The sequence below is a fragment of the Bulleidia sp. zg-1013 genome (genome assembly GCF_019798045.1).
GTDB lineage: Bacteria > Bacillota_I > Bacilli_A > Erysipelotrichales > Erysipelotrichaceae > Bulleidia.
Window position 1 is genome coordinate 1 of the sequence record NZ_JAGXEX010000001.1, and the last position, 21,509, is coordinate 21,509.

A 21,509-nucleotide genomic window follows, 5' to 3' on the forward strand; every position below is an offset into this window, starting at 1 on the left:
GTGTGTTTAAAAGTAGGATAAGCGTTTTAAAATAGCGTTAAAATCAGTTATTTATGAAAAAAGTTAGTTGAAAAATCGACTAACCAATTTTATAAAAATTTTTTCGCATTAAATCTTGACATTCTCACAATCCTACTTTTATAAAAATAGTTATTGAAAAGAGTTTTATCCTTTAGTATAATTACTATGCTGTCCTCGTAGCTCAGCTGGATAGAGCTCACGCCTTCTAAGCGTGTGGTCAAGAGTTCGAATCTCTTCGAGGACGTACTTAACCGCCGATATGTTAATCGACGGTTTCTTTTTTGGAGGAAAAATGAACTATTACGATGAAGTTTTAGAACAAATCCAAGAGGCAATTCATAAACAGGAATACGAAGAAGCCCAATTCTTAATCAGAAAAGAATTGAATATGCCTTATATTCCAATGGATGTCGAAAAAAAATTAGTAGTCTTAGAAAAAGAGGTAAAATCCCATCTTCATCAAGAAGATATTGAAATAAGTTTAGAGCGCTTATTAACTATGTTAAAAGGGAAGGCTGATTTTCAGATGCAAGCAGTCAATCAATTATTAAGTCGTAATCTACGTGATTTAATACCGGAATTAAAAAGCTTTTTAAAAAATAGTCCCAATGTAGAAGCGGCTTCATTATTAATCGAAGGATTAGCCAAGCAAGGTATTCGAGAAGAATTTCATTATGTTAAAGAAGGAGTTGAATATGTATTTTGGCCAGAAGAAATCATTCCCGTTTCTTTGAGTGCGGGTTTTCTGGAAGCAAGAAAATATCTAAAAATATGGCTAGAAAATAATCATCCTGATTTCTTAGAGCTATGTATGCATCAATTAATTCACGATTGTTACGTGTTTTTACCATTGCATTATAACCAAGAAGAAGGAAAGATTTTAGCCCTAAATACTTTAGAAACAATTTCCTCTTACATGGATGATGGAAAGCTTTATCAAGAAGTTCTCATTTTGGAAGAAAAAAATAGGCTCATGTCTTGACAGATACTGCACTTTTTAATAATCTATTAGCAGATTTCATAAAAGAGTGCTAAATCTACTCAAGTGCTTAAAAATTTGTTATACTGGACTAGCGAAAATGAAATAAGGAGAAATTATGACAAACTGGATATTAAAAGAAAAATCCACAGGGGATTTAAGTGTTGTGGTTGAAGGAGAAGTTTGGCAGAAAGCTATTAAGAAAGCTTTCAACAAATTAGTCAGCAATATTACCTTACCCGGCTTCCGTAAAGGACAAGCGCCTAAGGTCATGTTGGAAAAGAAAATTTCTGAAAATGAACGCTATTTAGAAGCCGTTCAATCCAATGCGAATGAATGGTTAAAAAAAGCTTTGGAAGAAACAAAATTAACACCAATTAGTCAACCACAATTGGATATCAAGTCAATGGATAGTGAAAAGGCTGAAGTGGTTTATACATTCGCTGTTCAACCGGAAGCAAAAGTTAAGTCTTACAAAGGCTTAGATTATCCATTAGAGGAAGTTAGCGTTTCGGAAAAGGAAATCAAAGCTGAATTAGATCGTATGCGTGAACAATACGCTGAACTGGAGATTAAAAAAGGTAAGGCCACGAAAGGTAATACTGTAAACATTGATTATGAAGGATTCAAGGATGGGCTTGCTTTTGAAGGTGGTAAGGCTGATAGCTATGATTTGGTTTTAGGTTCAGGTTCTTTCATTCCCGGCTTTGAAGATCAATTGATTGGCATGAAAGCCGGTGAAGAAAAGGATGTTGAACTAAGCTTCCCTGAAGATTATCATGTAGCGGATTTAGCCGGTGCTCCAGTTGTCTTCAAAGTAAAAGTTAATGAAGTGAAAGTCAAGAAGCTACCCGAAGTAAATGATGATTTTGCACAAGATATCAACGCCCCCGGAGTTGAAAATGTTGAACAATTGCATAAAATGATTGAAGATCGTCTAACAAGCTCAAAGAAGAGTGCGGCAGATGAAAAGGCTGAAACGGCTTTGATGGACGCTTTAATTTCAAATACAGAAGTTGAACTACCGGATATCATGGTGGATGATGAGGTTCAGAATCAAGTAAACCAGCTTACTCAACAAATTCAACAATATGGTATGTCTTTGACTTCTTATTTACAAATGATGGGTCAAACATCAGAGTCATTAAAAGAAGGTTATCGTGCAAATGCAACAAAGACGGTTACTTTACGTTTGGCTTTAGAAGCCGTCGCTAAAGCGGAAAACTTGACTCCAAGTGATGAAGAAATTGAAAAAGAATATGCAAGCATCGCTAGTCAATACAACATGGAAGTTGACCAAGTTAAAGCTATGATTTCAAAGGAAATGTTGAGTCGTGATGTTGTGAATAAGAAAGCGTATGATTTTGTGAAAGAAAATGCTAAGAAAGTTGCTCCTAAAACTAAAAAAGCAAGTTCAAAAGTAAAAAGCACAAAGAAGAGCGTAGAGAAGGAATAAGGTGCAACTAAGCGCCTTATTTTTCTAAGAAGAAGGAGGTTTTATGAAAAAATCTTTGATTCATGTTCCAGCGGTTTTTACTCGTGGTATTGTCTTATTTCCCCACAATAAAGTGGATATTGAAGTAGGTCGTGCCTTATCCATAAAATCCGTTGAAATAGCTAATGAGAAATTTGAAGGATTAATCTTTTTGGTGTGTCAAAAAGACATTATGATTGATGAACCAAGCCAAGAAGATGTTTATACAATGGGAACTTTAGCTAAAGTGACATCTGTTCGTCAAAAAGAGGGCTTTTTAAGAGTGACTTTCCAAGGTCTGGATCGAGCCGGCTTAACAGAGGTAAAGATGATGGATGGTTACCAAATGGCAGCCATTGAAATTCAACCTCTCGCTGCGAGTAGTGATGATGAAGAAGAAGTTCTTGTCCATAAACTTATGGATACAATCGGTCAATTACCACAATTGAGTGATTTATTTCCTGTATCTGCGATTGAACAAGTCAACACCGGCATTGCGGCAGATGAATTTACGGATTTATGTGGACAATTCTTTTTGTTTAAACCAGAATCTCGTCAATATTTATTGGAATTAGGTCATATTAACGATCGTCTATACTATTTATTAGAAGAAGTAAATAAGGCTTTAAAATATGGTGAAGTCGAACAATTTGTTAATGAGAAGGTGAAAGATCGCATTGATGACAATCAACGTGAATTTTATTTACGAGAAAAACTTAAAGCCATTCGTGAGGAATTGGGCGATGTTCCCAGTTCGGAAGATGATTCGGATAACTTTAGAGAAATGATTAATTCAAGACCATATCCCTCTTCAATTAAGAAGAAAGCCTTGGAAGAATTGCGACGTTATGAAATGATGCCGGCGGGGAGTGGGGAAACTTCTGTATCGCGAAACTACATTGAATGGCTTTTGAATGTACCTTGGTGGCAAGAAACAGAGGATTTAGAAGATTTGAAAGAAGTTCGTGCTTCCTTGGATGCCCGTCATTATGGTCTGGGAAAAGTTAAAGATCGAGTGATGGAATATTTAGCTGTCAAGAAGATGACGAACTCTTTGAAAGCACCAATTCTTTGTTTGGTTGGACCACCGGGAGTTGGTAAGACCTCTTTAGCCAAAAGTATTGCGGACGCCATGCATCGCAAGTTTGTTAAAATGTCGGTGGGTGGGGTGAAAGATGAAGCGGAAATTCGCGGTCATCGTCGTACTTATTTAGGTGCCATGCCAGGTCGTATTATTCAAGGTATGCGTAAAGCGGAATTCATCAATCCACTTTTCCTAATTGATGAAATTGATAAGCTAGGCGCTGATTACAAAGGTGATCCAAGTGATGCTTTACTGGAAGTCTTAGATCCTGAACAAAATGCTCAATTCTCTGATCATTATCTGGAAGAAGCTTATGATTTATCCAAAGTTATGTTCATTGCGACCGCTAATTATTTGGAAAACATTCCGGCTCCTTTAAGAGATCGTTTGGAAATCATTGAATTGCCATCGTATACCGAGGTGGATAAGGTGGAGATTGCTCGTCAACATTTAATTCCTTTACAGGTTAAAACGAATGGTTTAAAACCATCGCAATTTAAGCTCAAAGATAAAGAAATCTTATATCTCATTCGTCATTACACACGTGAAGCCGGTGTTCGTCAATTAGAGCGTTTGATAGGTAGCCTTTGTCGCAAAACAGTCTTGGAAATTTTAAATGAAAATAAGAAATCTTTAACCATGACGAAATCTAAAATTGAAATATGGCTTGGTAAACCAATCTTTGATTATGGTTCTAAAGAAAAGAAAAATGAAGTTGGTGTGGTAACCGGTCTGGCTTATACTCAATTTGGTGGCGATGTTTTACAAATTGAAGTTAACTTTTTTGCGGGTAAAGGTGGTTTAATCATTACTGGGCAATTAGGTGATGTTATGAAAGAGTCCGCCCATATCGCTTTAGACTATGTGAAAGCTCATGCAGATGAATTTAAGATCGATCCAAAGTTTTTTGAACAACACGATATTCATATTCATGTACCAGAAGGAGCTGTTCCAAAAGATGGACCAAGTGCCGGGATAACTTTAACAACCGCCTTAGTATCTGCCATTACAAATCGACCAGTGCGCAAAGATATTGCGATGACCGGGGAAGTGACTTTGCGGGGAAATGTTTTAGCGATTGGCGGTTTAAGAGAAAAATCTTTAGCGGCTCATCGAGTTGGTATTCATACTATTTTAATTCCGGAAAAGAATTTACGTGATTTAGAAGAAGTACCAGAACTGGTGAAGAAAGATATTACTTTTATTCCGGTGAAACAAGTGCATGATGTCTTAAAGGAAACTTTGGTGTAATATGCAGTATTTTGAAGCAAAGTGGCTAGCGAGCGCTGCGCACCAAGATCAATGGCCAGAGCATGATTTACCAGAAATTGTATTTGTTGGCAGGTCAAATGCCGGTAAAAGTTCATTAATCAATGCTTTAGTGAATCGTAATAGGCTAGCTTACACAGGGAAAACACCCGGTAAGACACGTTTGTTGAATTTCTTTGTTGTCAACAATCAATTTGTTTTTACAGATGCGCCGGGGTATGGCTATGCGGTTGGAAGTCGTCATTCTTTGATTGAATTTGGGATTTTAATGGAGCCTTATTTTGCAAAACGGGAGAATTTAAAGGCTGTGGTTTTGGTCTTGGATGCAAGAAGGAAGCCAAGCGAAGAAGATATTTCCATGGTTGAGTATGCAAAAACTAATCATTTAGCTATCTTAGTGGTTTGTACAAAGAAAGATAAGCTATCCTATGGTCAATTAAAGAACCAGCAGTTTGCGATTGCTAAAGAATTAAAATTAAACGCCAACTCTTTCTTAGCAGTGGATTCTCTTAAAAAACAAGGTATGGATGAAGTTTGGGATAAAATCAACGAAACATTATCTTTGAAATAGACAGGAAGCTGTCTATTTTTTTATGGTAGAATAATAGTTGAGGTGATTGTTATGAAATGGATGATTGTTGCGGGTGGAACCGCCGGTCACATTAATCCTGCTTTAGCTTTAGCGAAAGTAGCCAGGGAAAACAATCCTGATTTAGAGATTGTCTTTATGGGAAGTAAAGACCGTTTGGAAGCCAAGATGATTCCAGAGGCTAACTTTCCTTTTATACCTTTACATATTTCAAGCACATCGGGGAATATCGTTCATAAAATCAAAGGTTTAGCTTCTGTCTTTTTATCCATTCCCAAATGTAAAAAAATTCTGAAAAAAGAAAAACCGGATATTTGTTTAGGATTTGGGAACTACATTTCCGTTCCTGTTCTAATGGCGGCTCATCAGTCAGGTATTCCAATTTTTCTTCATGAACAAAACTCTTTTCCCGGTAAGGCTAATTTGTTCCTGGCTAAAAAAGCAACGATGATTGCGACTTGCTTTGAAGAAAATCAATTTCCAAAAGAAAAAACACGTTTATTAGGTAATCCTCAAGCTAGTCTATTAAAAGACTTTCAAGTGAATAAAAAGAAAGCTTTTGAAGCTTTTGGTTTGAAAGAAAGCTTACCACTTGTGACCATTATGCTAGGAAGTTTGGGTTCGTCTTCGGTTTCAAAAATTATTGATGAAGCGATTTCTTTCTTTCACGATGGCTACCAGGTTTTAATTAGCACTGGACAATCTAATGATTATGTATACAAACATTTAAGTAGTGAAAGGGTGAAGATTGTACCTTATTTTGATGGTAAAACTTATTTATCTTTATCAGATTTAGCCATTACAAGAGCGGGTGCTACAACACTTTCAGAATTAGAAGCTTTAGCGATTCCAAGTCTATTGATACCAAGTCCTTATGTGCCAAATAATCATCAAGAAATCAATGCGATGCGTTTGGTTCATCAAGGGGCCGCTATTTTATTACGAGAACCGGAATTAACTGCTGAGAAATTAGCGAAACAAATCAATCAATGTATGGAAGATAAGCAATTACTAAAGAACTTAAAAGATAAGGCATTGCTTGGACAAACAAAAGATTCGGCAGAAGAAATCATTGCTTGGATTAAGGAGGTTACACATGATAGACATTAAAGAACGGTTACAAACATACGCGAAAGTAGAGGTGGGAAAATGTTTTTCGGACTTAACGACGCTTCATATTGGTGGACCGGTTCAATATGTGATTTATCCGGATAACCTAATTGCTTTAGATGGTGTTTTACGTATCCTTAAACAATATGAAATACCTTATAAAATGGTTGGTAAAGGATCGAATCTATTAGCTTCTGATGAAGAATTTAAGGGGGCTGTTATTCGCTTTGACCGCTATTTTAATGAGTATTACATTGAAGGAAATGAAGTGGTTGCTTTGGCCGGCTGCTCAACAATTGCTTTAAGCAATGCTTGTATGAAAGCCGGTTTAAGTGGCTTGGAATTTTCCGGTGGTATTCCCGGCACGGTTGGGGGTAATGTATTCATGAATGCGGGAGCCTATAAAGAAAATGTGGCCGATGTTTTAAAAGAAGTACTTGTCTATGTGCATGGAGAATTTAGATGGCTAACAAAAGAAGAATGTGATTTATCTTACCGTCATTCTATTTTCAAAGATCATCGGGATTGGATTATCTTAGCTGCTCGTTATGTTCTTAAAAAGAAAGATGTAGAAGAAATTTCCAGTTTGATGAGTCAACGCAAAGAGCGTCGTCTATCCACTCAACCACTACAATATCCAAGTTGTGGATCTATTTTTAAAAATCCCGAAGGGTATTATTCTTGGCAACTTATCGATAACATTGGTTATCGAGGCAAGCGTGTAGGCGATGCCATGGTTTCTGAGAAACATTCTAACTTTATTATCAATATCGGACATGCTAAGGCAAATGATTATTTAGCGTTAATTCAAGATATACAACAAAAGGTGAAAAAGTCGTATCAAATTGACTTTATTCCGGAAGTGGAGATATTCAATTGGCAAGAAAAGAAAAAATAAACGTAGTCGAAAGCGTTCTAATCAGCAAGCGTAGAGCGAATAATCGTTTAAATTATCGTCGTAGTCAAAAAAAATTGATGAAATGGGCTATGGTATTCGGAGTATTATTTCTCTTATTGATTTATTTAGCTCTACCTTTTTCAAAAACACAAGGAGTTGAAGTGAAAGGAAATTACGCTTATAGCCGTGAAGAAATTCAAAATAAGGCAGGGGTACATCAAGGTAATATCTTTTATAGCAACTTACCATTTCTTGTGGAATATCGCTTGAAATCCAATCCTTGGATTGAACAAGCCAAGGTTTCTTTACAAGCCAATCAAACGGTTTCCATAATCATTCAAGAAAAGAAAAAGATAGCGTATTACAAGCAAAAGAAAGATACCTATGTTTTATTGGCAAGTGGGAAAAGTCAAAAACTAAAGAAAGAAGATCAGTCCATTTTAAAAACGATTCCTTATTTATCCGGCTTTGAAACGGATGAACAAAGAGGTCTGTTAGCTCGTTCTTTAAAAGGATTAAGCAACGATCAATTGGATGGTATCTCAGAAATTCATCAATATAGCCTAACCTATGATCCGGAGGGGATTAAATTTGTGATGCGCAATGGTGGCTATATGATTACCGGCTATGCAAGTGCCACTTTGGTGAAAGATTTTAACGCCATTTATCATCAGACCAAAAATAAAGCTCTCTGTATTTTTGCGATTGGTAAAGAAAATACGGCTTACTCTTCACTTTGTCCTTGGAAGAAGGAGAATCCTTCTTTGCAATATTGGAAGAATGATAAGGGTGAAACTTTAATTAATGCGAGCGGAGATAAAGTTATTCAACATTATTACAGTGAAGCCGGTAGTGGTAAACAAGCTAAGGCGGATAATGGACAAGCCATTAAAATTCCGGTGAATGAGCATGGTTATGAGATACCGGATAAAAGTTTTGACCGTCATTATGAAGCAGGTTACTACAAATCCGGTACCTTGAATATAAAGAAATAGTTTTGAAAGACATATTAAATTTTGATAGAATGGACGAGAGGTGAACAAGATGTCTGTTGAAAAGAACACAAATTATGGTAATATTTCCATTTCCGCTGAAGCAATTAGCTCTTTGGCCGGATCAGTCATTATGGAATCCTATGGTATTATCGGCATGGCTTCGCGTAAATTATTACGTGATGGTTGGGCGGAATTACTGCAAAAAGAAAATTATTCAAAAGGCGTGATTGTCAAACGGGAAGAAGGTGGTTTAGTCATTGATTTATATGTGATTATTGGCTATAACGTTCGTATCGCTTCAGTTGTACAAGAAGCGCAAAAGAAAGTGAAATACGAATTAGAAAAAGCCCTTAACGAAGAAATTGCATCTGTCAACGTCTTTGTGCAAGGGGTACACGTAATTGCTTAAGGAGATTTTATGAAGAACTTAAATGGTGAACAATTTCGAGTGTTACTCGAATCGGGGGCTAATGCCCTTTACAACCGTAAGGCTGAAGTCGACGCTATGAACGTATTCCCTGTGCCGGATGGAGATACAGGAACGAATATGTCTTTAACCATTCAAAACGGGATTGAAGAAGTAGATAAGAGTGGATCAACCGATTTATTCACAATTTCAAAGGTATTCTCACGTGGATTATTGATGGGCGCGCGTGGTAATTCAGGGGTTATTCTTTCCCAAATCTTTCGTGGTTTATCAAAATATGTAAAAGATAATGCTCTAACCACTTTATCCGCTAATGATTTTACCGAAGCTTTAATGGCTGGGGCTCGTTTAGCGTATAAGGCAGTGATGAAGCCGACAGAAGGTACAATTTTAACTGTTTTAAGAGAAAGTGCTGAATATGGTCAAATTTATATGGCTGAACATCCCAATGCAAGCGTGGAAGAGCTTATCGCTTATGTGGATGAAGAAGCACAAGCCTCTTTGCAAAGGACGCCGGAATTGTTGTCGGTATTAAAAGAAGCTGGTTGTATTGATTCAGGTGGTTTTGGGTACACCATTATTTTGGATGGTTTCGTAGCGGCCTTAAAAGGTGAACCGGTCGCTCGTCAAGATAAGCCAAGTCTAACCAACCAAGAAGAAATCTTATCCGGTTATCGTGTAGAAGTGATTTTGCCAATCAACGAAGAGGGTAAAGCCAAATATGATGAAGTACGTCTTCGTAAACAATTGTCCCAATTTGGTTCGGATATTGGGGTTTTTGATGGTGGTGATGAAATTTGTGTTTCTTTACGAACTATTGCTCCGGGGGAAGTTGTTTCCTTGATACAACGTTATGGTGAATTTAAGAAGGTGCAAGTCGAAGCCTTGAAAGAAGGATTAAAAGTTTCTTTGGTGGATGAATTCAATCAAGGTTCACAAGAAGAAAAGGAATACGGTATTATCTCGGTAGCGGCGGGCAGTGGTTTAGTGAAGTTATTCAAAGACTATCAAGTTGACTATGTGATTTCTGGTGGTCAAACGATGAACCCGGCAACCGAAGATTTCATCCATGCTATCAAAAAAGTGAATGCCCATAAGATTTTCATCTTGCCAAATAACTCCAATATTATCTTAGCCGCCAAGCAGGCTGCAGATGTAATAAAGGATAAGAAAGTGGTTGTGCTTGAAAGTAAGTCAATCTTGCAGGGTATTAGTGCTTGTCTAATCTTTAATCCAAATGAAAGTTTAAATGAAAATCAAAAAGCGATGCAAGAGGCGATTGCGAATGTCAAGAGTGGTTCCATTACCTATGCGGTAAAAGATACCAGTATGGATGGTAAAGAAATTCATGCTGGTGATTACATGGGTATCCATGATAAAGAAATTGTGTCTATTTCAAAAAATCGTTTAGAAAGTGTTTTAGGCTTATTAAAGAGCTTAATTGATGAGAAAAGTGAAATCGTAACCATTATCTGTGGAGAAGACGCAAATGAAGAAGAAACGAACCAAATCAAAGCTTTCTTAGATGAAAACTATGAAGTAGATGTGGATATTCAACAAGGTAATCAACCTGTCTATACATACTTAATTGGTATTGAGTAAGAAGCCCATCGGGTTTCTTGCTTTTTCGTTTATAATAATAGAGATGAAAGATTTAAATGAGATTAAATTAACCACAACACAACGTAAAATCAAAGAAGCTTTTAACTTTGAAAGTGTGGAAGATGTTCTAACAAACTATCCCATTCGATATGATTGCTATGAAGCTTTGCCATATAGCGAATGGAAAATTGGTGAAACCCTTCGCTTTGAAGCAATAACATTAGGAAAATCCCGTTCTTTTGGCTATGGAAAAAAAACAATTGTCCATTTTGAAGTCATGGTTGAGGGGCAAGTCATCGATGTTATTATTTTTAATCGTCCATGGGCTAAGACGTTGCCCGGTCAACATGTCATTACCATCTTTGGTAAATACAATGGTCATAATAAATTCACAGCTATAAACTATGATTTAAAGGCAATGAAAGACCATAAGCCGTTTGAACCAATTTATCGCAATAAAGCCGATTTTCAACAACGCTCTATTCATGCCTTTATGGAAAAGGTATTAAGTGAATGCTTGTTAGAACAAGAAGATACCATGCCGGCTACATTCATTGATAAATATCGCTTACTATCGCGTACACAAGCCTTACAATCCATTCATATGCCACCGAATAAGAGGGCTTTAAATCAAGCCATTCGTCGCTTAAAATACGAAGAATTCTTACGCTTTTTTGCCCATCTATATTTAAAAAATGAAGATACATATTGCGAGGAAAAACAGAAAAAAAATATCAAAAATGATTATATCCAATCTTTAATCCACCAAATCCCATTTGTTTTAACAAAAGATCAAGGGAAAGTTCTAAAAGAAATGATTCAAGATATGAAATCCACTAAGAAAATGAACCGTTTAATCCAAGGAGATGTTGGATCCGGTAAAACCGTAGTGGCTGGAATAAGTTTATTCGCTTGTGTTTCTTCCGGTTATCAAGCCGCTTTATTAGCCCCCACCGAAATTCTAGCGCGTCAACACTTTGAAAGCTTACAAGCTTTATTTCCAAAAGAAAAGAAAAAAATGACGCTTTTGTATAGTGGTTTAAATGCGAGTAAAAAAGAAAATATCCTAAATGATTTAAAAGAAGGAAACATTCAAATTGTCATCGGGACACATTCCTTATTACAATCAGGAGTTCACTTTCAAAACTTAGGTTTAGTGATTGTGGATGAACAACAGCGCTTTGGTGTCCAACAAAGAGAATTTTTAAAAGCTCAATCCGACGGTGTAGACTTCGCAGTTATGAGTGCCACTCCAATTCCTAGAACCTTAGCTTCCAGTTTATTGGGAGGAATGGATGTCTCGACTATTCAATCTATGCCTAAAGGAAGAAAAGCACCTATTACCAAACGAATTGAAGAAAACAGTTTTCGTTCTGTTTTAAAGGATATTCAATCTTTATTAGATAAGGGACATCAATTGTATGTGATTTGTGCCGCCGTGAATAAAAATGAGAATGGTTTTAAAGTACGCAATGTTTATGATACCCAGAAAAACCTTGCGAAGCTATTTCCAAACTATCAAGTGGGAATGATTCATGGGCAAATGAAATCCCAAGAAAAAGAGAAAGTCATGCAAGAATTTTATGATAATCAAACGCAAATCTTAGTTTCAACAACGGTGGTGGAAGTGGGCATGAATTGCGTCAATGCGACAGGCATGATTATCTATGATAGTGACCGTTTTGGTTTAAGCACCTTACATCAATTAAGAGGGCGTATTCAAAGAGGAAATAATCAAGGTTATTGTTGGCTATTGAGTGATAGCCAGGATGAATTAACGATTGAGCGTTTAGAAGTTTTAGTGAAGAGCTACGATGGCTTTTATATCTCCGAGGAGGATTTACGATTAAGAGGACCCGGTGATATACTTGGATTAAGACAATCGGGTTTACCAAGTTTTATCTTAGGTAATCTAATTGAAGATACAGCTTTTATTGATCAAGCAAAATTAGATGCCAAATCAATATTAGACCATCCTGAAACACAGGAGAATCAAACTTTTATCAATAGTCTTTTAAAAGAAAGGTTGAAACATGGATATTCATAATTTTTTAAAATCACAAGGGATTAACATTGAACGCTTCGAGCTTATTGAGCAAGCCTTAACTCATAGTTCTTACGCCAATGAACACGGTTTAAAAGACGATAATGAACGCTTAGAATTCATGGGAGATGCAGTCTTACAACTATGGTCATCGGCACAGATTTATCCTTTGAATTTAAGTGAAGGTCAAATGACACGTCTAAGAGCACAATTGGTATGTGAACCGGCCTTAGCAAACTATTCACGGCAACTTGGTTTAAACCAATACATTCGTCTAGGAAAAGGGGAAGAACGCTCTGGAGGTCGAGAAAAAGATGCTATTATTGCGGATGCCATGGAAGCTTTTTTAGGGGCTTTATTCTTAGATCAAGGAATGATGGCGGTGGATGTGATTTTAAGACAAGTTATCACACCACATTTAAAACAAGCTAAAGAAATTGTCCAAGCAGTACAACTGGATTATAAAACTCGTTTACAAGAAGTTATCCAAGCTGATTCAAGACGCTCTTTAGTGTATAATTTAGTCTCTGAAACAGGGCCAAGCAATGCTCCGACTTTTGTTATGAATGCGGTGGTCGACGGTTTGGTTTTAGGTACGGGTAGTGGTAATTCCAAAAAAGCGGCGGAACAGGCCGCCGCTAAAAATGCGTTTGAAAAATTAGCTAAATAGGAGGGTATATGGCACAAATTATTTTAGGAAAAGCGAATGGACAAGAGGTGGTTTTAGAAACCAAACGAATGAATCGCCATGGTTTGATTGCCGGAGCTAGTGGTTCCGGTAAAACCGTTACTGTAAAACATTTATTAGAAGAATGTTCACAACTAGGGATTCCAAGTATTGTTACAGATATTAAAGGGGATGTTTCCGGTTTAGCTAAAGCTGGTAATTTAGAAAAAGTAGCGAGCCGTATTCAAGAACTTGACCTAGAAAATTTTGAAGCCAAAGCCTATCCGGTGGAATTCATTGATGCTAATCGTGAATTAGGGATTCCTTTTCGCTTTGTTTTGGAAGATGTAGATCCATTATTATTAGCTAAGATTTTAGGTTTAAATGAAACTCAAGAAGGCATTTTGACCATTCTTTACTCGATTGCTCATGGGGAACAATTGGACTTAATTGATTTAGAAGATTTGAAGGCGATGTTGCAATATGTCTTAAATAATACGAAAGAATTCAGTATGAAATATGGTTTAATCACAAGCCAATCCATCTCCTCCATTCAGCGAAAAGTGCTTGCTTTTGAGAAACAGGGAGGTCAAAAGCTTTTTGGTTTACCGGATTTTGATGTACAAGATTTGTTGCAAACAAGAGATGGAAAAGGCTTAATTTCTATTCTTTCTTGTCAAAATTTATTTCTGAAACCAACTACCTATGCGACTTTAATGTGGATTTTATTAGACCGTTTATTCCAAAGTATGTCCGAGGTTGGTGATTTAGAGCAACCAAAATTAGTGGTTGTTATCGATGAAGCTCATCTATTATTCCAAGAAGCGAGTTCTTCTTTCTTGATGAAATTTGAACAGATGATTAAGTTAATTCGTTCCAAGGGAATTGGAGTTTATTTATGCTCACAATCCCCAAGTGATATTCCAAATGAAGTCTTAGGTCAACTTTCTAATCGTATTCAGCATACTTTAAGAGCTTATACACCCGTTGAAATTAAGAAGTTAAAGGGGGTTGCGGATTCTTTCCGTGCCAATCCTGATTTTGATAGCGAAGAAGTCTTACAACAATTAGCGATTGGGGAAGCTTTGGTTTCTTGTTTGCAAGAAGATGGCATACCTGCTATGGTGCAAAGAACATTAATTTATCCAATCCATAGTTCTTTAGATGGTATAGCTAAAGAAAGCATTCAAGAAAAAGTCCATTTGTCCCCTTGGCAAGAAAAATATGGTAGTGATTTAGATCCCGAAAGTGCTAATGAAAAGATTGCTGAGATATTACAAGCTCAACAAGATGAAAAACAGCAGTTACAAGAAGAAAAAGAAAGAGAAAAAGAAGCAAGAAGACAACCAACCGATTGGCAATCTCGTTTGATGCGCAAAGCGAGAAATCGTACTGAAAACGAACTCGTGAATGTAGCGATTCGTTCAGCTAAAAAACTATTGTCCGGCTTCTTTAAGTAAGAGGCTTTCATGAAGTTAATTGAATTACTTGATAAATTAAACTGTACATCCACTTCCACTTTGGAAAAAGTGGATGTTTTGTCTGTTCGTTTCTATAAACAAGACCAAAAGATTGAAATTGAATTAAAAGGGGAAGAACCTTGCAACTATGATTGTTTTCAAGAATTAGAAACAGAATTTTTACAACAAGTTGGCTTGCAACCAAATTTCTTTTTCCATTGGGAAAAGAATGAAATGAATGTTCTTCAGTTTGAAAGTTATGTTCGTCCTTTCTTTCAAAGAGAAAGTGACTTATTTGTATTTAATTCAGCTGAAATACAAATTTTCTCACAACAAAAATCCATTCAGTTTTCCTTTTTAAATCCACAATTGATTAAAAAAGGGGAAGAAGCGATTTCTTCCTTGTGTTCCATCCTAAATCAAATTGGTTTAGAAGATTATGGTATTTCCATTGTCCAACAAGAAGCTCCAACCGTTCTAACTGAAAAAACGGTTATTTTAGATCGCCCTATCCTAAAAGAAGAAAAGCTTGTCCCAGTGAAAAAAGTAATGTATAAATCTAAGAAAAGTAATGCCGAACTCATTCGTTTGGATGAAGACGTAAGTGAAACAGGGCAAATCTATTTTGAAGCTGAAGTCTTCCAAAGTGAAATCAAAGAATTAAGGGGTGGAAAACAACTTCAAACCTTATCAGTTTACGATGGTCATGGTGCTATTCATGTGAAACGCTTTAGTTCTGATCGTTTAAGCCTTGAACAGATGGAAGAAATCCATGTTGGCTCATATGTTCGTGTACAAGGAAGAATTAGTTATGATACTTTTGCGAAAGAAAATAGCTGTATAGCTAATTCCATTGAAATCATTGATCAACCAAAACAAATAGTTGATACAGCTGAAAAGAAAAGAATTGAATTTCATTCCCACACCAATTTTTCGGAAATGGATGGTGTTTGTTCACCTAAGGAAATGATTCAATACGCTTGGAATTTAGGTCATGAGGGAATTGTTTTAAGCGATCATGCGAATGTTCAATCCTTTGTGAAAGCCAAGCATTGTGTAGAAGATTTACATAAAAAAGATCCAAAGCGTTCTTTTAATGTTGGTTTTGGTTGCGAATTGAATTTAGTTGAAGATGATTTGTGCATTGTGCGAAATGCCAATGATGAAAAACTAGATGAAGCGACCTATGTGGTTTTTGACTTAGAAACCACCGGATTAAGTGCTAAGTATGACCACATGATTGAATTTGGGGCAGTTCGTATTAAAAATGGACTTCGTTTAGATTCTAAACAACTTTTTATTAAGCCTCCTATTTCCATTCCATCTTTTATTGAAAGAAAAACCAATATCTCTAATGAGATGGTAGAAAACGAAAAAAAATTCTCGGAAGTGGTGGATGAATTATTGGCTTATATTGGTGATGCGGTATTAGTAGCCCATAACGCTAGTTTTGACTATCCATTTTTTAATGAAGAGTTAAGACGATTGGGCAGGAAAGCATTAAATAATCCGGTGATTGATACTTTAGACTTAGCTCGTGCAATTTTGCCTGATCGTTCTCGTTTTGCTCTGGAATATATTTCCAATCACTATAAGCTAAATTATTCAAGAAGCGATGCGCACCGTGCCGATTACGATGCGAATATTTTAGCCGATGCTTTTGAACATTTGATTGTGGACGCAAAGCGCCAATTCCAAGTAGAAACGATTTGTGATTTACAAGAAAAAGTACATACAAAAAGTGATTTCAAACGTATGTTTTCTAAGCATGCGGTTGTGATTGCTAAAAATCAAGCCGGTTTAAAAGCCTTGTATGATTTAATTAGTATTTCTAATACGGAAACTTTAGCCGTTAAAACCAAAAATGAAGGATCAAATGCGATTGGTGAACCTCGTATCAAACGTTCAACTCTTCAAAAGTATCGGGAGAATTTATTGATTGGTTCAGCTTGTTTAAATGGCGAAGTTTTTGAGATGGCTTGTAATGGTGATGATAATCGTTTAAAAAAGACGATGGCTTTCTATGATTACATTGAACTACAACCATTAGCGAATTATTCTACTTCTTTAGAATTAGGTTCGATCATTAACTTAGCTCGTTTAAAAGACGTTCAAAGACGTATTATCTCTTGTGCAAAGGAATTAAATTTACCAATAATAGCAACATCGGATTGCCATTATTGTAAAAAAGAAGAAAAGATTTTTAGAGATATTTATATTACTGCCAAGGCTGTTGGCGGTGGTACGCATCCTTTATACATTCGTAACGAACAAATTCGTCGTCATCATTCAAATCCTGATCAACATCTTCGTTTAACCAATGAAATGATAGAAGAATTCTCTTGGTTGGAAGATGAACAATTGGTTCATGAAATGGTCGTTGATACACCAAAGAAATTATTTAAACAAATTGAAGAAATAGAGCCGGTTCCGAAAGGAACCTATCCCCCAATTATTGAAGGTTCTGATGATAAATTAAGAGAATTGTGTCAAAAAACAGTGATGGAACAATATGGCTTTGAAGGCAAAATTCCTGACCTTGTTCAACAACGCTTAGATAATGAGTTAGATAATATTATTCGCAATGGTTTTGGTGTGCATTATTACATCGCTTCCTTGTTAGTTATGAAGACCAATGAGGATGGCTATGTGGTTGGCTCTCGTGGTTCGGTTGGCTCTTCCTTTGCGGCAACAATGTCACATATCACCGAAGTCAATCCTTTACCACCACATTATTTATGCCCCAATTGTCATTACTCTGAATTTTTCCTAGATGGTAAAGTACTATCTGGCTTTGATTTAGAAGATCAAGTCTGTCCGCATTGTCATACAATCATGCGCGGTAATGGTCATAATATTCCATTCCAAACCTTCTTAGGCTTTAATGCGGATAAAACACCAGATATTGATTTAAACTTTTCGGATTTATACCAAGCCAAAGCCCATAACTTTATCAAAGATTATTTTGGTGAAGAACATGCTTTCCGTGCCGGTACGATTGGTACCGTTGCCGAAAAGACAGCCTTTGGTTATGTGAAGGGCTATGAAGAGGAGATGAATGTGCAATTTAGCTCTCCAATGAAAGAATATCTAGCCATGCATTGCCAAGATGTTAAGCGTACCACCGGTCAACATCCTGGTGGAATTGTGATTGTACCAAAAGACCATGTGGTTGAAGATTTCACACCAATCCAATACCCATCCAATCAACCGGGGCCATGGAAGACAACCCACTTTGAATACCATGATTATGGTGACCAAATCCTTAAGTTTGATATTTTAGGCCATGTTGATCCGACCTCCATGCGCTTACTGCAAGAAATTGCGACGGTGAAACCAATGGATATTCCAATGAATGATGCTGAAACATTATCATTATTCTATGAAGACAAAGCCTTGAAAGCCGATCCAAGAATTTATCATCAAGAAACCGGTGCTGTCGGTTTACCGGAATTTGGTACAGCTAACACCAGACGTGTTTTACAAGAAACAAAACCTCATACTTTCTCAGATTTAACCATTCTATCCGGTTTAACCCATGGAACAGACGTTTGGGCAGGAAATGCTGAAGAACGAGTGAAACAAGGGTTCCTTCTAAAAGATGTGATTGGCTGTCGTGATGATATTATGACTTACTTACTGGATAAGAAATTAGAACCATTAGATGCCTTTAAGATTATGGAAGGGGTTCGTAAAGGAAAGGGTTTAACCGAAGCGCAAGAAAAAACCATGCGTGAACATCAAGTGCCGGATTGGTACATTGATTCCTGTAAAAAGATTAAATATATGTTTCCAAAAGCACATGCGGTTGCTTATGTTATGATGGCGGTTCGTATTGCTTGGTATAAAGTGCATGAACCAATTAACTTTTATATTCAATATTTAACTTTGCGTTGTGATGCCTATGATATTGCCATTATGAGTAAAGGTTTAACGGCAGTAAGAATGGAAATGGAACGAATTAAGAAGTTAATGGATACTCGTGATCCCAGCTTATCTAATAAAGATAAGGCCTTATTTAACACACTTGAAATTTGTGAAGAAATGTATGCTCGTGGCTATTCGATTGAAAATGTCAATTTGTATGAATCATTAGCCACTCGTTTCAAGCAATCACCAAGCAATCCAAATGCAGTGATTCCACCATTTGTGGTCATAGATTCCTTAGGTGAATCAGTGGCAGAGAATATTGTTCAAGCTAGACAAGAAGGAGAATTCCTTTCTAAAGAAGATTTATTAGCAAGAACACATTTATCTAAGACCTTATTACAACGTTTTGAAAAGATGGGTATTATTCAAGATTTAAACGATACCAACCAATTATCCTTGTTTGATTGACAACGATTGGAAAGTTGTTACAATATAGGCAGTTGCAATGATCAAGACACGATTTGATGGTGAGGCTTGTAGAGAGTATCCTGGTTGCTGAAAAGGATAAGAAATCCCATGAAATTACTACTTGTGAGCAATCTATGAAAATAGATCGTTGGCTGCGTTAAAGCATTTGAGTGTTAGATTGTTATCTAACAATAAAGGTGGTACCGCGCTAGGCGTCCTTTAGGGATGCCTTTTTATTTGGAAAAGGAGAGAAGATGATAAATTTTAAAGAAAATCCAGAATTAGAAGTACTCAATCATTCTTGTGCACATTTATTAGCTCAAGCCGTGAAGCACTTGTACCCTCATGCTAAATTTTGGGTAGGACCAGTTGTAGAAGAGGGCTTCTACTATGACATTGATTTGGGCGATGATGTGATTCGTGATGAAGATATTGCTAAGATTGAAAAGGAAATGAAGAAATGTGCTAAGGAGAATAAACGCATTGTCCGTCATGAAATTAGTCGTGAAGAAGCTTTAGAACAATTCAAGGATGATCCCTATAAAGTAGACTTAATCAATCATATGCCGGAAGGTACCAATATTTCTATGTATAGTCAAGGCGACTTTACAGATTTGTGTCGTGGTCCACACGTTGAAAGCACAAAGCTACTAAAGAATTTTAAGCTATTAAAGCATTCCGGTGCTTATTGGAAAGGGGAGAAAAATAATAAGGTTTTACAGCGTATTTATGGAGTTTGTTTCCCAAATGCTGAAGAATTAGAAGCCTATTTACAAGTCTTAGAGGAAGCGAAAGAAAGAGATCATCGTAAGTTGGGAAAAGATTTAAAGATGTTCTTATTCTCAGAAACAGTTGGATCCGGTTTGCCAATGTGGCTGCCAAATGGTTTTACAGTAAGACGTTTACTGTCGGATTACATCATGAAAAAAGAGATTTCTTTAGGCTATGATCATGTTTTAACACCCTCAGTTGCTAGTACGAAGCTTTATGAAATATCCGGTCATTTGGCTCACTATAAAGAAGATATGTTCCCAATTATGGAAAGAGATGGTGATAGTTATGTGTTAAGACCAATGAACTGTCCTGAACATATGATTATTTATAAATCTAGCTTGCATTCTTATCGTGATTTACCTGTTCGTATTGCTGAGATTGCGCATGACTTCCGTTTGGAAGCCTCGGGTGCTTTAACGGGAATTGAGCGTTCTCGTTCTTTTACGCAAAATGATGCGCATATTTTCTTACGTTCGGATCAAATTGCTGATGAAATTAAAAATATTACGAAGTTAGTCTTAGATGTTTATAAGGACTTTGGTTTTAAAGACTACGCTTTCCGTTTGTCTTTGCGTGATCCAAGTAATACGGATAAGTATTTTGGTAATGATGAGTTATGGACCCGTTCAGAAAATGAATTAAGAGAAGTTTTAAAAGAAATGGCTGTTCCTTATTATGAAGCGGAAGGAGAAGCGGCTTTCTATGGTCCTAAGATTGATGTTCAAGTAAAATCGGCTTTAGGTCATGATGTAACCCTTAGTACCATTCAATTGGATTACCAATTACCCGAACGTTTTGAATTGGAATATGTAAATAAAGAGAACCAAAAGCTAAGACCCGTGGTTATTCATCGTGCTATCTTAGGCTCTTTAGACCGCTTTATTGCTTTCTTATTAGAAGAAACCAAAGGAGTTCTTCCTTTATGGCTTGCTCCATTGCAAGTGGTGGTTATCCCGGTGAATTCTGAAGCTCATGGTGACTATGCGGCTAGTGTTAACCAAGCTTTAAAAATACGTGGTATTCGTTCACATTTGGATGATCGTAATGAGAAGTTAGGTTATCGTATTCGTGAAGCACAAATGAATAAGATACCCGTTCAAATTGTTGTTGGTAATCGTGATATTGAAAATAAGAGTGTTACGGTTCGCAGCTATGGCTCCAAGGATGAAATAACGTATCCATTGGAAGCCTATTTGAACCAATTGATTGAACAAATTAAGCAAAAATCCAGAAATTAAATATTGACTAATAACCTAGATAATTTACAATTAAAGAAGTTGAAATTAAGGAGAAAGAAAATGAAGAAAATTATGAAATTAGTAGCTATTGTGGCTTTGTCAGTACTAGTAGCTGCTTGCGCTAATAACAATTCTAAAAAAGCCCCTGCAACAGAAAACGCAATGAAAGAATTTGCTAAAAACATGCAAGCTGAAGGGGCTACTGTTAAGATGGTTTATTGGCCAGTCAACGCAAAAGATTCTGTTCGTGTTACGTTGGATTCTAACAAGGACAAGGAATTCATTAAAAACATTGCAAAGGTAGTGGATGCTTTAGAAACAAAGACTGTTACTGAAAAACCGGTATTACCTCAAACCAGTGTTGTTGTCAGCTTTGAAGCGGATGTTAAGGATGTCACATACAATGTGTCTTTCTACAAAGAAGGCTATGCAACTTATAAGAATTTCAAAACAGGTGAGAAACAAATTCTTCAAGTATCAAATGATGTGATTACTTCAATGGATAAATTAGCGAAGGCTTATACACCAGCTAAGTAACAT

The 21,509-nt window shown here is 36.5% G+C and carries 15 protein-coding genes and 1 tRNA gene; all 16 read left to right on the forward strand.

Annotated elements, in window-relative coordinates:
• The first annotated feature begins 191 nt into the window (after window positions 1-191).
• Window positions 192-265 (forward strand) — tRNA-Arg (locus tag K7I92_RS00005).
• A gap of 48 nt (window positions 266-313) precedes the next feature.
• Entirely contained in the window at window positions 314-1,003 is a 690-nt protein-coding gene (locus K7I92_RS00010; protein ID WP_220281569.1) for a hypothetical protein, read from the forward strand.
• 115 nt (window positions 1,004-1,118) lie between these two features.
• Window positions 1,119-2,456: a trigger factor gene (tig, locus tag K7I92_RS00015; RefSeq protein WP_220281570.1), complete on the forward strand. Its 1,338-nt coding sequence runs from the start codon at window positions 1,119-1,121 to the stop codon at window positions 2,454-2,456.
• Window positions 2,457-2,499: 43 nt separating this feature from the next.
• Window positions 2,500-4,809, forward strand: coding sequence for an endopeptidase La (lon, locus tag K7I92_RS00020; RefSeq protein WP_220281571.1), 2,310 nt, complete (start codon window positions 2,500-2,502; stop codon window positions 4,807-4,809).
• Between the two features lies 1 nt (window position 4,810).
• Window positions 4,811-5,398, forward strand: a complete 588-nt coding sequence (gene yihA / locus K7I92_RS00025; protein WP_220281572.1) for a ribosome biogenesis GTP-binding protein YihA/YsxC — start codon at window positions 4,811-4,813, stop codon at window positions 5,396-5,398.
• Window positions 5,399-5,449: 51 nt separating this feature from the next.
• Window positions 5,450-6,526 (forward strand): glycosyltransferase, encoded by a 1,077-nt coding sequence (locus K7I92_RS00030; RefSeq protein ID WP_220281573.1) that lies wholly within the window; start codon window positions 5,450-5,452, stop codon window positions 6,524-6,526.
• On the forward strand, window positions 6,513-7,424 hold the full coding sequence (gene murB, locus K7I92_RS00035) for a UDP-N-acetylmuramate dehydrogenase (RefSeq protein WP_220281574.1): 912 nt from the start codon (window positions 6,513-6,515) through the stop codon (window positions 7,422-7,424). The genes K7I92_RS00030 and murB overlap by 14 nt, the downstream gene beginning before the upstream one ends.
• Entirely contained in the window at window positions 7,403-8,419 is a 1,017-nt protein-coding gene (locus K7I92_RS00040; RefSeq protein ID WP_220281575.1) for a cell division protein FtsQ/DivIB, read from the forward strand. The genes murB and K7I92_RS00040 overlap by 22 nt, the downstream gene beginning before the upstream one ends.
• A gap of 49 nt (window positions 8,420-8,468) precedes the next feature.
• Complete coding sequence (locus tag K7I92_RS00045; protein ID WP_203245703.1) at window positions 8,469-8,828, forward strand: Asp23/Gls24 family envelope stress response protein; 360 nt, start codon at window positions 8,469-8,471, stop codon at window positions 8,826-8,828.
• Window positions 8,829-8,837: 9 nt separating this feature from the next.
• Window positions 8,838-10,448 carry a DAK2 domain-containing protein gene (locus tag K7I92_RS00050; protein ID WP_220281576.1) on the forward strand — a complete coding sequence of 537 codons (1,611 nt, stop codon included), beginning with the start codon at window positions 8,838-8,840 and terminating at the stop codon, window positions 10,446-10,448.
• Between the two features lie 43 nt (window positions 10,449-10,491).
• Window positions 10,492-12,495: an ATP-dependent DNA helicase RecG gene (locus K7I92_RS00055; RefSeq protein WP_220281577.1), complete on the forward strand. Its 2,004-nt coding sequence runs from the start codon at window positions 10,492-10,494 to the stop codon at window positions 12,493-12,495.
• Entirely contained in the window at window positions 12,482-13,162 is a 681-nt protein-coding gene (rnc, locus tag K7I92_RS00060; RefSeq protein ID WP_203245700.1) for a ribonuclease III, read from the forward strand. The genes K7I92_RS00055 and rnc overlap by 14 nt, the downstream gene beginning before the upstream one ends.
• An 8-nt stretch (window positions 13,163-13,170) precedes the next feature.
• Entirely contained in the window at window positions 13,171-14,619 is a 1,449-nt protein-coding gene (locus tag K7I92_RS00065; RefSeq protein ID WP_220281578.1) for a helicase HerA-like domain-containing protein, read from the forward strand.
• A 9-nt stretch (window positions 14,620-14,628) separates the two neighbouring features.
• Window positions 14,629-18,957, forward strand: a complete 4,329-nt coding sequence (locus K7I92_RS00070) for a PolC-type DNA polymerase III (RefSeq protein ID WP_220281579.1) — start codon at window positions 14,629-14,631, stop codon at window positions 18,955-18,957.
• 254 nt (window positions 18,958-19,211) lie between these two features.
• The gene (gene thrS / locus K7I92_RS00075) at window positions 19,212-20,969 is read left to right on the forward strand and encodes a threonine--tRNA ligase (RefSeq protein WP_220281580.1); all 1,758 of its coding nucleotides are present in this window, start codon (window positions 19,212-19,214) and stop codon (window positions 20,967-20,969) included.
• 60 nt (window positions 20,970-21,029) lie between these two features.
• Complete coding sequence (locus K7I92_RS00080) at window positions 21,030-21,506, forward strand: hypothetical protein (protein ID WP_220281581.1); 477 nt, start codon at window positions 21,030-21,032, stop codon at window positions 21,504-21,506.
• Window positions 21,507-21,509 lie beyond the last annotated feature (3 nt).